General features: G+C 66.5%; 10 protein-coding genes and 1 tRNA gene. 4 read left to right on the top strand and 7 right to left on the bottom strand.

Going from position 1 to position 12990, the window contains the following annotated elements; translation table 11 throughout:
- Positions 1-1327: methyl-accepting chemotaxis protein (locus ACV4UX_RS13890; RefSeq protein ID WP_491593875.1), on the bottom strand; the 1327-nt coding region annotated here is incomplete at its 3' end.
- A 391-nt stretch (positions 1328-1718) separates the two neighbouring features.
- The gene (locus ACV4UX_RS13885; RefSeq protein WP_491593874.1) at positions 1719-2555 is read right to left on the bottom strand and encodes an MBL fold metallo-hydrolase; all 837 of its coding nucleotides are present in this window, start codon (positions 2553-2555) and stop codon (positions 1719-1721) included.
- 326 nt (positions 2556-2881) lie between these two features.
- On the opposite strand from ACV4UX_RS13885, the gene ACV4UX_RS13880 reads away from it, so the two are divergent.
- Positions 2882-3310 carry a bacteriohemerythrin gene (locus ACV4UX_RS13880; protein ID WP_491593873.1) on the top strand — a complete coding sequence of 143 codons (429 nt, stop codon included), beginning with the start codon at positions 2882-2884 and terminating at the stop codon, positions 3308-3310.
- Between the two features lie 41 nt (positions 3311-3351).
- On the opposite strand, the gene ACV4UX_RS13875 is transcribed toward ACV4UX_RS13880, so the two are convergent.
- The 4 genes from ACV4UX_RS13875 to ACV4UX_RS13860 all read right to left on the bottom strand — a co-directional run bounded on the left by ACV4UX_RS13875 (position 3352) and on the right by ACV4UX_RS13860 (position 8844).
- The gene (locus tag ACV4UX_RS13875) at positions 3352-6648 is read right to left on the bottom strand and encodes an ATP-binding protein (protein ID WP_491593872.1); all 3297 of its coding nucleotides are present in this window, start codon (positions 6646-6648) and stop codon (positions 3352-3354) included.
- Positions 6649-6740: 92 nt separating this feature from the next.
- Positions 6741-7556 carry a hypothetical protein gene (locus ACV4UX_RS13870; protein ID WP_491593871.1) on the bottom strand — a complete coding sequence of 272 codons (816 nt, stop codon included), beginning with the start codon at positions 7554-7556 and terminating at the stop codon, positions 6741-6743.
- A 39-nt stretch (positions 7557-7595) separates the two neighbouring features.
- Positions 7596-8135, bottom strand: coding sequence for a YtfJ family protein (locus ACV4UX_RS13865; protein WP_491593870.1), 540 nt, complete (start codon positions 8133-8135; stop codon positions 7596-7598).
- Between the two features lie 433 nt (positions 8136-8568).
- Positions 8569-8844, bottom strand: coding sequence for a GIY-YIG nuclease family protein (locus ACV4UX_RS13860; RefSeq protein WP_491593869.1), 276 nt, complete (start codon positions 8842-8844; stop codon positions 8569-8571).
- A 182-nt stretch (positions 8845-9026) separates the two neighbouring features.
- On the opposite strand from ACV4UX_RS13860, the gene ACV4UX_RS13855 reads away from it, so the two are divergent.
- Positions 9027-9407, top strand: coding sequence for a tyrosine-type recombinase/integrase (locus ACV4UX_RS13855; RefSeq protein ID WP_491593868.1), 381 nt, complete (start codon positions 9027-9029; stop codon positions 9405-9407).
- Between the two features lie 18 nt (positions 9408-9425).
- Here ACV4UX_RS13855 and ACV4UX_RS13850 read toward each other — a convergent pair.
- Positions 9426-9514, bottom strand: a tRNA-Leu gene (locus ACV4UX_RS13850).
- An 87-nt stretch (positions 9515-9601) separates the two neighbouring features.
- Here ACV4UX_RS13850 and ACV4UX_RS13845 point away from each other — a divergent pair.
- Both ACV4UX_RS13845 and ACV4UX_RS13840 read left to right on the top strand, forming a co-directional pair.
- A complete protein-coding gene (locus ACV4UX_RS13845; RefSeq protein WP_491593867.1) occupies positions 9602-10900 on the top strand; it encodes an alkaline phosphatase family protein in 1299 nt (432 codons plus the stop codon).
- 3 nt (positions 10901-10903) lie between these two features.
- The coding region (locus tag ACV4UX_RS13840) for an ATP-dependent helicase (RefSeq protein ID WP_491593866.1) at positions 10904-12990 on the top strand (2087 nt) is incomplete at its 3' end.

Genomic DNA, 12990 nt, shown 5'->3' with positions numbered 1-12990 from the left:
CCAGGGCGGCCGCCTGCTCGGTGGTGGCCTGGGAGAGGCTCTGGGCCGAGGCCGAGAGCTGCTCGCTGCCCGCCGCCATGTTGGTGGCCCCGGACTGGACCTCCAGGACCACGCTGTTGAGGCGGGCCACCATCTCCTTCATGGACGCCAGGAGCAAGTCCTTGTCGGAGCGGGGGCGCACCTCGATGCGCAGGTCCCCGGCGGCGAGGCGCGTGGCCAGTTCGGCGGCGGTGCGCTCGGCCTCCACCATGTGCTGCATGGCCTGGAGGAGCCTGCCGATCTCGTCGCCCCGGTCGGAGGCCACGTCGCGGCTCACGTCGCCGGTGGCCACGGTGTTGGCCACGCTGATGGCCGTGTTGATGCCCGAGCGCAGCACGCGGATCATGTACACGGCAAAGAGCACGCCGAAGGCGATGGCGGCCAGGGCCACGGCGATGTTGGTCGTGTTGGCCGCCTGGGACTCGGCTTCCATCTTCTTCTTCTGGTCCTGGAAGGAGGAGTCTGCGCTGGCGCTGATCTTCTGGGCCACGGCGGCCATCTCGCGCATGACGCCGGCGTTGGATTCGGCGGCCTTGAGGAAGCCGTCCATGCGCGTGCGGTAGATTTCGGCCTTGGCGGCGATGTCCAGGGCCAGGGTCTTCTCCTCGGCGACGGTGAGCATGCCCGCCAGCTCCCTGGCCGAGGGCACGAGTCGGTCCAGGATGCCCTTGGCGGTCTCCATGCGTCCCTTGTCCTCGCGCCAGAGATAGTAGAGCACCTCGATGCGCGAGAGCAGGAACTGCTGGAGCAACTCGTCCGTGCGCCCGATCAGTTCATGGATTCTTGTCGCTCCTTCGAGGTCCTTGGAGGCCGTGGCCTTGGCGACGGCGTCCCGCAGCCTGGCGTCCAGTTGTTCGGTGGAGCGCAGCACGGCGGAGGCGGCGTCCACGAGGGTCTTGAGGGTTTCGGCGTGAAGCTTCTCGCCCTCCTGGAACTTGCCGAGGCCCGCCTCGTAAGCCGTGGAGGCGGCCAGGAGCGCGTCCATGTTCTCGCGGTTCTTGACGTCCAGGAAGACGTTCTTGAGCTCCTGGGCCGTGGAGCGCGATTCAAGAAGGTTCTTGCGCAGGGATTCCAGGCGTTTTTCGTCGTGCTGGTCGATGTAGTAGAGCATGTCCAGACGGGCCATGAGGGTCTGTTCGGCGATGTCGGCCATGCGGGAGGACTTCTCCGCGCGGCTGGCGAGGTTCCTGAGCCCGTTCCAGCCCACATAGGCCACGCACAGGGTGGAGAGGATGAGCAGGAAGAATCCGATGCCCAGCTTGGTGGTGAGGTTCATGTTCTTGAGCATGGCGTTCTCCTCGGGGTGCTGCCGCTGGTGATTCCCATAGGTGTGGTCAATCGGTTTTGGGAGCGTTGTCCCAGTTTGATCAATATTCCAGAAACACGAAGGGTAGTCTACTCGTTTTTGGCAAAAAGCACGCTTTTTGCGCCGAATCGGATCGTTCGTCCGTCACCGTCAAGTTCATTCCGCCAGTCTGCAGGTGTACGGGGGCAGCCAATTGTTTCGATACCACAATGGGCCTGTTTGTCCAACGGTAAGGGGCGGCGGTGAGGGACGGCGGTAAAGAGCGGCGGTAAGGGAGCGGCCGAGGGGTTGCCTGCTTCCGGGAAGGAGTCCGGGCAGCCGGGGCTCCGTATTCTGTGCCCGCAGATCGTGCGGGGCCGACAGCCGGCGGCGGTCAGAACTCCAGGCGTTCCCCGGCGCGGCCCTGGCGGAAGCGTTCCCCGAAGGCCTCCGACAACGCCTCCGAAGCGGCCTTGCCCGTGCAGTGCAGGGGGACCACCAGGGCCGGGGCGCGGCTTTGCAGGGTCGCAACGGCCCGGGCGATGTCGTCCGGGCCGGAGTGCATCAGGTGCATCCCCCCCAGGACCGCGCGCAGCGGCCTGCCCGGCGCGCGGGCCTCCAGGGTGTCGAGGGTGTTCTCCAGGCCCGCGTGGCAGCAGCCCAGCACGAGCACCAGGCCTTCGGGGGTGTCCGTCCACAGGGCCATGTCGTCCCCGATGGGGTCCGGGCGGCGGCCCTCGGCATCCAGGAAGAAGGGCCATCCGGGGCCGATGTCTCCGTGGGGGCGGGGCACCGGGCCGCTGACCCACACCCCGGGCACTGCCTGGACGGGTTGCTCAACCCAGTGCAGACGCTCTCCGGCCAGGGCGTCCAGGGCCTCCATGGCCTCGCGCGGCATGTGCACCGGACGCGCCTTGCCTTCTTCCACGCAGTAGCGCGGCAGCACGGCCTCGGGCCGAAGATGCACGCGGACCCGGTCCGCTGCGGCAAGGGCCAGGGGCAGCCCTCCGGTGTGGTCGTAGTGGCCGTGGCTCAGGACCAGGGCGTCGGCCCGGGAGAGGTCCACGCCCAGCCTGCGCGCGTTGTCCTCCAGCGCCTTGCCCGCGCCCGTGTCGAAAAGCACGTTGCCGCCCGGGGCTTCGATCCACAGCGAGAGGCCGTGCTCGGAGGCGAAGCCCTCCCGGGCCTCGTTGTCGGCCAGAACCGTGACGGCGAGGCGCGCGCTCTGCATCGGGACTCCTTTGTTTGCTCAATCGGGCACTAGGGCCGATCGGGCGGGCGCGTCAACCCCTTGGGCTCAACTGCACGGGCGGCCCTGCGCGGTTCGCGGCGCCTGCCTCCGGGAGGGGCGCCGCGCTCGAGAGCGTACGGCCGTCAGGTTGAGCCCCCTGTCCGTGCGCGGCTGCACCGATGTGTCCGGGCTCGAATCTGAAACCGGCTATGCAAAACCTTTCGCGTCTGTTAGCAGAGTTTGGAAGGACTCTATCTTTCGGATGTGCCACGGCGGATGGTTTCGACAGGAAAGTCTTTCAGTGATATCAATGGAGATATATGCTTATGACGATCTATTGGTTTGAAGATCTCGAGACAGGCATCCCTGAAGTTGACGCCCAGCATCAAGAGCTGATCGCAATGATCAACGAACTTGATCAGGCCATCGCAAGCCGCCAGGGCATCAGCAGGTTGTCGCAACTCACGGACGGGCTTGTCCTCTACGCAAGACGCCACTTCGCAACGGAGGAGCGGCTGATGACGGAGCGGGGCTACCGTTACATGCAGGATCACCTTCGGGAACACGAACTGTTCAGCGAACGCGTGATGGCGATCGCCTTCGAGTCCGATGCCCCGGAGAACCACCCCAAAGCGGTTTCGGCGTTCCTGCACAAGTGGCTGATCGAACACATCGGGACCGTGGATAAACTGATGGGCGAATGCCTGGCGGGAGAGCGGGACGTCCGGGACGTGCGGGGAGGATCCAATCCTTGAGCCGGGTCCCTTCAAACAGGGGCAAGACGCTCGGGGCCGCCTCACGAGCGGGGGGGCGGCGCTCCCTCGGAATGCCTGGCCCTCCAGCGGGATTCGGCCTGGCCTGCCCTCTCTCCATCGGCCGGGTCGCCCGTAAGGCGTCCCCGTTCGGCAAGGGTGGTCCAGAGGTTGTGCAGGTCGTCCAGTTCCTCGGCCCGGCGCAGGCTTTGCTCCCAGTGGCTCGCGGCCTTCCTGCGGCGTCCGGCTTCCCACAGGCGCTCTGCTTCCAGGCGGTGCAGTTCCGGCAGGATGACCGGATACCGTCGGCCCATGGCAAGCAGACTGCGCGGCGTCTGGCCGTGGCGGGCGGACAAGGCGAACCCGGGGTGGCGGCGCAGAAGCCATCTGCTTCCCTTGAGCCGTTTGAGCGCCAGCACGGCCACGAACAGCCCCCGCAGGCCGTTGTCGTGGGCCAGGGCGGAGGCGTCTTCCAGGCAGGCGCGCAACGCAGCAGGCTGATCCAGGGCCATGAGGCAGTCGGCCATGTGCGACGAGTTCCACAGCGACACATAATAGTTGGGCATGGCCAACAGGTGCCGGTTGGATTCCTGAAAACGTTCCAGGGCTGCGGCCCATTCCCCAGTGAGCTTGAGATAAATTCCCTCGCCGGTGAGCCCGTAGGCCAGCAACAGCTTGAAGCGGCTGTCTTTGGCGTGGGCGCGCAGCTCCCGGCACATCTCCCTGCCCTGGTCCAGCCGACCGAGGTGGAACGCGATGTTGCTGCCCAGCCCCAGGGCGCTGCCCCACTCGAGCAGACGGCCGCACTCCCAGGCGGTGCTGCGCGCGTGCTCGTAATGGCGCAGGGCCTCCTCCCAGCGGCAGCCGTAGTCGTGGGATATTCCGCAGCAGAGCCAGACCAGAGCCTCCACGCTGGGCGTTCCCAAGGCATCGCTCAACTGGCGCGCCTTGTTCAGGAAAAACCGCGCGGGGCCGTCCTGGCGGATGATGGTGAAAATGGTGCCCAGGCTCGCATAGGAGCGCGCCAGGCCGGCGTTGTGGCCATGGGCGGAAAACAGTCTGGCGGCGTGCAGTGTTTCGTGGAAGTAGCGTTTGGGATCTAGGAAAAAATAGACCCAGCACAGCGACTCCTTGACGTGGATCATCTCGGTGCAGTGAGCCTCGCCGCAGCGGCTCCCACCGCCTGACGACTTCCAGGGCCGGAGGAATCGCAACCCCAGGCCCAGCAGTTCCGCTCCCAGCCTTGTGTTCAGGCTCGCCTGGGAGCGCGGTGGCGGCATGCCCAGGTGCTCCTGGGCGGCGTGCAGGTGGCGCAGGCCCTCGTCGTTGAACCCGGCACGGCAATAGGCGTCGCCGATTTTCCGCTCGAAGCGCGCGGCAAGGGTCTTGTCGGCCTGGTCCTTGAAGGATTCGCGGTAAAGGTCGTAGGCCGCGCGGTACATTTCGATGGAGGACGCGTCGTTGGCGAACCGCGCTGCGAAGTCGCCCAGGAGTTCCAGGTAGTGCGTGGCTTTCTCGCGATTCTGGGCGCGGATGAAATGATACGCCAGAACGCCCAGGGAGGGGTTGGACGCCTGGCCTTCCGGCGATTCCAGGAGGAGGCCTATCCTGTTGTGGATATCCCTGCGTACGCTGATGAGCTGGCTTTCGTACACCACGGAGTGCAGGAAGGGGCTCTTGAACTGGTACTCCTTGTGCGGTTGGCCTCTGTTGGAGAGCAGGATGTCCATGTACTCCAGTTCGTGAACATCCCTGTCCAGCCCTCCGTCGCCCTGGCGGATGGCCGTGAGGATGGTGTAGGGAAACGTCCTCCCGATGATGGCGGCATGGCGCAGCACGCCCTTCTTGTTCCCGTCGAGACGGTCCACCTGGGAGATGACCAGACGGTGGATGTCGTTCGTGAGGGTGACGGTGTCCAGGGCGCTGGAGTCGGTCAGCGTCCAGGCCCCGTCGCTGAGCGCGCACGCTCCCACATCCTTGAGGTAGGCCAACAGGCGTTCGAGGATGTAGGGATTGCCGGAACTGAAGGCCAGCAGACGCTCCGCGAATTCCGGGGCGGCCGGTCCCCCCAGGCGCAGGCGGCACAGCTCCGCGGTCTCCCGGGCGTCGAACATGCCGAGGGCCAGTTCCAGGGGGGGGGAGTCCGTCTCGGAGCGGTGATCCTTGATGAGGGAAGCGAGGTGGCGGTTGGTTTCGCCGCGGTTGGCGAATGCCAAGAGCAGGGCCGGGGCCGGGGATGCGGTGGTGATGTGCAGGAGCGCGCGGCAGGTGCCTTCGTCCAGCCACTGGCTGTCGTCCACGCTGATGAAAAGCGGCCTGTTGGCCAACACCTTGCGGAAAAAGAGCCTCAGTCCGCGCAGGAAGAGCGGTCCGCTGTCGGCCGGGTCGATGCCCTCCAGACGCTCCCGATCCTGGGGGAGCGCGATGCCCAGGAAATCCTTGATGAGCGCCGCCTCTAGGAGATGTCCAGGGCCCAAGAGGGTGTCCAGGGCCTGGCGGCGGGCGTTTGCGTCCGCCTGCGCGTCCGCGGAGTCTGTCTGCTGGCCCAGGATGCTCTCCAGCAGTGAGCGCAACAGGGCGTAAGGCGTTGCATCGTAGCCGGGCTGACAGGATGCGGTGACGCAGGCGATGGACAGGGCCGCAGCCTGCGTCTGCGCCCATTCCAGCAGCGAACTCTTGCCCGTGAGGGCCTCCCCGGTGACCAGCGCCAGCCTGCCCCGGCCCATTTTCAGGTCCTCCAGGGCGGAGCCCATCGCCTTCGCCTGGGCCGCGCGGACAACGTGGTCTCGCGGCTTGGCCTCCTGCACCGAGGGCGCGCGCGGTCCGCGAAGGGAATAGGCCGTGTATCCCTTGCCCATCCCTTTGAGTTCCAGGCCCTCCACGGGGTCGAAATCGAACAGGTGCTTGGTTTCCAGGTAGGTCTGGCGGCCGACGAGGATCTGACCGGCGCCGCTGGCCGACTCCAGCCGCGCGGCGACGTTCACGGTTTCGCCCAGCACGCTGTAGTGCTTCTTGTCCCCTGCGCCGAAATGGCCCGCCACCACGAGCCCGGTGTTCACCCCGATGTGCACGTCGAGCTTGCGCGAATCGCGGGCGGGCAGCTTGCGGAAGGCGTTGCCGATCGCCAGGGCGGCGCGCATCGCCCGTGCAGGGTCGTCCACGTTGGCCGTGGGGGCTCCGAACAGGGCCATGATCCCGTCGCCGATGATTTTGTCGATGAATCCCCCCTCGCTTTCGATGAGGGGGATCGCCGTTTCGAAGTAGGCGTTGAGCAAGGCGTTCAAGGCTTCGGGGTCCAACTCCATGGACATGCTCGTGAAGCCGGAGAGGTCCACGAACATGACCGTGACGAAACGCCGCTCGGAGGGGCTCTCCGGGTGGTTTGCGGAGTGCGTCGCCGGGCTCGGGTCTGTCGCGTTCGTGGCGGGAAGGGTCATAAATAGCACTTGAGAAAGATGCCGATGCTCGGGCCGCCTATGTCCACCACGACGTTCTTGGGCTGCACCTGGGGCAGGGCCATGCCGTTGGAGTAGAGGACCGTGGCCGCCGGGCTCGACCCCTCGAACGTGCCCCACACGAAGCGCGCAGTGAGGTTCACGGCCACGTGTCTGGTCAGCAGGATGTCCAGCCCGGCTTGCACCGAGGCCGAGGGCTTCACGTCGGAAAACACCGCCCGGGTGTGGCTGGCCGTGGCGAATCCCGGCCCGTAGAGCGCCACGTCCGTGGAGGAGGAGAAGGAGTTGAGTCCGACCCCCCCGCCGACGGAGAACACGGCGCGCTTGAAGGTGAGCACGTCGGCCAACAGGAACACTTCATTGCCCTGGAAGCGGTAGACCTGCTCGAAGCGTGCGCCTGGGGCCACGCCCGTGGACGCGGACGGCGTGAGGCCCACGGCCTTGCTGATGGGGCCTTCGGCGTAGGAGAAGAAGACGCCGGCCCAGAGCCTGCCGTCCAGCAGCGGAAGCCGCCGTTGCAGGCCGACCCCTACGTTGCCGGTGAGGGTGTCGGCCCAGGTGGGCAGGGCGCCTATGGGCGCTCCGTAGGAGGCAAGCTGCCTTTGGATGTCGCGGATGTCCCGGTTGGCGCTGGCCAGGGACGGCCAGGTCCTGGACGCGCCCAGCACGAGGCACCAGTCCGCATCGGCGTTGATGGGCGTTTGCTGGGCGCAAGCCTTGCCGGCAAACAGCAACGAGAGAACAAGGAGCGCAAACGTCGCGCACGGGCGCGCAAGAACGTTCCGGGTGGTCATGTCCGTCCCATTTCTCGGCCTGTTAACCGGCGCTGGATGTTACTCGTCTTGGAGCTTCCTGATCAGGCCGATGATCTGTCCGGCGGACTCCGGCTTGATCCTTTCCATGGTCACGAAGCGGCAGGAACCCTGTTTGTCCAGGATCACCGTGACGGGGGTCTTGGCCGTGAGGCCCCAGAGCGTGCGCACGGTGGCGTTTGTGTCGAAGAGAACCACAGCCTGGTATTTCTTGGCTTTTGCCCGCCCGATGGAGCGGATGAGGGCGTCCGGCATCCAGCTCGCGGCGCAGTCGGCCACACCCAGGCCCTGCAGCCGGGCTTCATCCAGCGCGCCTTCCAGTACGGCCTGTTTCACCGCGTCGTTGAAGCCCGTGTTGGCTTCGGCGTCGTGCGGGCTCAGGTGGCTTATGATCACCACCTTGCCCGGAAACTGCCCGGGGCTGAACTGTCGGCCCTCGCCGTCGGACAGATGCCAGCCGGGCGGCTTGACGCCCACCTCCAGATACGCTGCGTCGGCCCGGCTCCAAACCAGGGGCAGCAGCAGAAGCAAAACCAGCGGCAAAACCGTCGAGGGGCGCATGGCCGTGAGCATCTCCTTGGCGTGGTGGCGGCGTTTCCTACGCGCAGGGCGCTCCCGGCGGGAAGGTGGGCGTCGGTCTGCCGGGACAGTGCACCGCCGGGGGCTCCATTGCTCCAATGACGCCATACCTAATCGGGGGCTCAAGCGCTGGCAAGGTAGGAAAACGCGTAAATACAATCAGACAATGTCGGAGTGCGGCGAGGGAACAGACGGGCAACGGCGATCAACACGAAAATGCCGGAGTCTTCAAGGGAAAAGGGCCAGTGTGCATCGCGGCGTGCGGCGAAGCGGACGAGCAGGTCAACTTCCGCCCGGCATCCCTCAGGATCGCGGGGCCGGGGGGTGCAACCTGGGGTGCAGTGGCCCGTGGAGCGCTGTCCCGGGTGGCTGCGTTGCATGTGCCGCAGGCCGACCCCACTCGCCAGAATCCACATCAGTCTGAATCGAATGGCTTCGCAGCCATCTCTCTCAAAAACTCAATCTTCATTTCCCTTGGCGTGCGTTTCACTAACCATTCAATCTTGCAAGCATCTGACCTGGATTGCACTCCAATGCTGGCAGCCAGTTGAACAGGACGACGAGTTCTCGTGTATTTAGCGCCACCCCGAATTATGCCATTGTGCTCGTCAAGCCTTCGCTGGATATCGCTCGTAATCCCGCAATACAGCGTATCGTCTGAGCAGGTAACGATGTAAACATGCCAGGGCATTTGAATCTCACGTGTTTCGATTGTAATTTGCCCGTCATGCAACTTGTTGGCGATGGCCTCAATGAGTCCGCAGGGTATTCACCCTGCCGAGCCATTCCGTGGCCAGTCAATGAAGTCACGGGGATTATCTGAAACTACCCCTGAGCTTCGCAACCAGCCGGTTGTACGAGGTGTCGTCTCGAATGTACGCCGAGCGCGACCCTGGAAAACCATGGGCATTCTGGCTGAAGTGCTGGGACAAGCAGGCCAAGCGGTTTGTTTCGGGGCCATTCGGCCATCGGAAGAAACTCCTGTCGGTTCTGTGTGAGAAGGCGGAAGACAGGCCATTCACTTTCCACGCGCTCAGGCATGCTGGAGCGAGCATCATGGACTCGCTGAACATTCCCATGGGATCAATTCAGCGGATTCTTGGCCATGAGAACCGGACGACGACGGAATTCCACCTGCACAGCATCGGTCAATCCGAGCAGGAAGCGATCATGGCCTTTGAGCGTGCTCGCGAAAAGTCCCGCACTGAGTCCCGCACCAGCGTTGCGACGGACAGTGTGGTAGCGTTTCAGTAGCTCGTAGCCTGTTCAATATGGTGCCCGAGGCCGGACTCGAACCGGCACGACCCTTTCGGATCAAGGGATTTTAAGTCCCTGGCGTCTACCAATTCCACCACTCGGGCACGAGGGTCCGCTTTCCTAGCTTCCGGGCCGCCCGTACGTCAATCGCGCCCCTTGGCCCCGGGCTCGCCTGCTGGTATGACCGGCGCATGCAACACCATCGCAACCGCCTGGTCATCCTGGGGCTCGACGGACTGCCTTTCAGCCTCGCGCAGGACCTCTGCCGGGCCGGGAAGCTCCCCAACCTCGCCCGCGTGGCGCTCTCGCCCAACGCCCGCGCGCTGCGCGCCGAACTGCCCGAGCTCTCGCCCGTCAACTGGGCCAGCCTCGTCACCGGCAGGGACCCCGGCGGCCACGGCGTCTTCGGCTTCTCGCGCATCGACCCCGCCGCCTACGCCCTCTCGCTCACCGATTCCTCGGCCATCGCCGCGCCCACGCTCTTCGAGCGCATGGGCGAAAAGGGGCTCACCTCCAAGGTGATCAACCTCCCCGGGGCCTACCCCGCCCGGCCCATCCCGGGCATGCTCGTGGCCGGATTCGTGGCGCACGATCTGCAAAAGGCCGTCCATCCCCCTTTCCTGGCCTCCATCCTGGCCGGGGAGGGCTACGTGCTCGAAGCCGACACCACGCGCGGCGCATCCGACCCCGACTACCTGCTGGCCCAGGCCCGCGCCACGCTGCGCTCCCGCGTCAAGGCCCTGGACCTCTTCTGGCCGGACCTCGCATGGGACCTCTTCATGCTCGTGCTCACCGAAACCGACCGCATCTTCCACTTCTTCTATCCCGCCGTGGCCCAACCCCTGCACGCCCTGCACGGGCCTTTCATGGAGTTCATGGCCGAGTGGGACCGCGTGGTCGGCCTGTTGCTCGATCGCTACGACGCCCTGCCGGAGCCAAAACGCCTGGTGGTCCTGGCCGACCACGGCTTCACCGCCTGCAAGGCCGAGGTGGATTTGAACGTCTGGCTCATGCAGAAGGGCCTGCTCACCCTGCGCGAAAAGGGCGCGGGCGAGTACGACAGCTCCGTCATCGCACCGCACCAGACCGCCGCCTTCGCCCTGGACCCGGGGCGCGTCTACATCAACTGCAAGGAGCGCTTCGCACGGGGCGTTTTCCACCAGTACGTGGCCGACAAGCTGCGCGCCGAGATCAAGGCCGGGCTGGAGGAGCTGACCGTGGACGGGGAGAGGGTCATGGCCGCCGTGCACGAGCCCCGGGACATCTATTCCGGTCCCCTGGCGTTCAAGGCCCCGGACCTGGTCTGCGAGCCCAACCCGGGCTTCTCGCTCACGGGCAAGTTCGACCGCACGGAGCTTTCCGGCTTCTACGGCCGCGCGGGCTGCCACACGGCAGGGGACGCCTTCTTCTTCGACTCGGCCGCCAGCGCTCCAGGGCGCGTGAGCGGGGCCGGCCGCCAACTCTTCGCCCACTTCGGCCTGGAGCCCTAGCCCATGCCCATCGACTTCGCCGCACGGCTCAATCCCGCCCAGCTGGAGGCCGTCACCGCCACCGAAGGTCCCGTGCTGGTCATCGCCGGGGCGGGCTCGGGCAAGACGCGCACCCTGGTCTACCGCCTGGCCCGGCTGGTGAGCCAGGGCGTGGAGCCCTCGTCGATCCTCCTGCTCACCTTCACGCGAAAGGCCGCCGCGGAGATGCTCGCCCGGGCCGAGCGGCTGCTGGGCATGGCCCTGGGCGGCGTGCAGGGCGGCACGTTCCACGCCTTCTCCTTCGCCACCCTGCGCCGCCATCCCGAGGCCTCGGGACACGCCGGGAGCCTGACCATCATGGACCGGGGCGACGCCGAGGAGGCCCTGGGCCACGTGATCGCGGAGCTGGGCGCGGGCAAGGGCGACAAGAGCTTCCCCAAGAAGGGCTTCGTGCTGGAGCTCATCAGCAAGAGCCGCAACAAGGAGCTGCCCATCCCGGAGATCCTCTCGCGCGAGTCCTACCAGCTCCTGCCCCACGCGGCCGCCCTGGAGGAGATCGCCCTCGGCTTCGAGCGCTACAAGCGGGGCCACGGGCTCCTGGACTACGACGACATGCTCTTCACCCTGGAGGAGGCCCTCACACGCGACGCCGCGCTCCTGGAGCGCCTGCGCGAACGCCACCGCTACCTCATGGTGGACGAATACCAGGACACCAACCTCGTGCAGGCCCGCCTCGTGAAGCTTCTGGCCGGGGAGCGCGGCAACGTGATGGCCGTGGGCGACGACGCCCAGTCCATCTACGCCTTCCGGGGGGCCAACGTGGAGAACATCCTCTCCTTTCCGCGCATCTACCCCGGCACGCGCGTGGTGCGCCTGGAGCAGAACTACCGCTCCACCCAGCCCATCCTGGACCTCACCAACGCCGTGCTGCGTCAGGCCAAGGACCGCTTCGACAAGAATCTCTTCTCCGAGCGCCTGGACGGCCCCAGGCCCGAGGTGGTCAAGGCCTATTCCGACCAGACCCAGGCCCAGCTGGCCGTGCGGCGCATCCGGGAACTCCGGCGCGAGCACCTGCCCTGCGAGATCGCCGTGCTCTTCCGGGCGGGATACCAGTCCTACGCGCTGGAGCTGGCCCTGAACAAGGAGGGCGTCCCCTTCCAGAAGTACGGAGGCCTGCGCTTTTCCGAGGCGGCCCACGTGAAGGACGCCGTGGCCTTCCTGCGCGTGGTGCACAACCCCCGCGACGTGGTGGCCTGGAAGCGCGTGCTCGTGCTGGTGGACAAGGTGGGCGAGAAGACGGCCCTCAAGATCGCGGCGGCCGCGCGCGAGGGCGACTTCCAGGCCCTGGACGCCCAGCGCCGCAAGAACCCGGGGCTCGACTCCCTGTTCTCCTTCCTGGAGGAGCTGCGCGCCGATCCGGGCGGCCCGGCCTCGCTCCTGGAGCGCTCGGTGGTCTTCTACACGCCCACGCTCACCAGGCTCCACCCCGAGGACTACCCCCGCCGCCTGGCCGGTCTCGAACAGCTCTCCCAGATCGCGGCCTCCTACGCCCACCTGGAGGCCTTCCTGGCCGACCTGGCCCTGGAGAACCCCGAGGAGGAGCGCAAGGGCGTGCGCGAAGACGCCGTGGTGCTCTCCACCGTGCACTCGGCCAAGGGCCTGGAGTGGCCCGCCGTGCTCATCCTGGACCTGGTGGACGAGCGGTTCCCCTCGCGCCACGCCCTGGCCCGCCCGGAAGACCTGGAGGAGGAGCGCCGCCTGCTCTACGTGGCCTGCACCCGCGCCAAGGACTCGCTGACCCTCTACGTGCCCGGCACGGTCTACAACCGCGCGGGCGGGGGCTCGCAGCCCGCCATGCCCAGCCTCTTCGTGCGCGAGCTGCCCCGCGAGTGCTTCACCGAACTGCGCGAGACGGTTTCCGGCGGCCTCACGCCCGCCCTCCAGGCCCAGGCGGCAGCCGAGCCCAGGCCCTCCTGGGATGCGCCCGCCGTCGGCGGCGCGCGGTTCGCTTCACGGTGCGCCGCCGTGCGCCAACCCCTCGCGGCAGACCCGGACGATCCGCGCGCCGAACCTGGGGCCTCGCCCTTCGCCAGCGCCTCGGACGCTGGCGG

The organism is Fundidesulfovibrio sp. (assembly GCF_058402725.1).
Note: the sequence above shows the minus strand (reverse complement) of the source record. Positions and strands in the feature narration are given on the sequence as shown.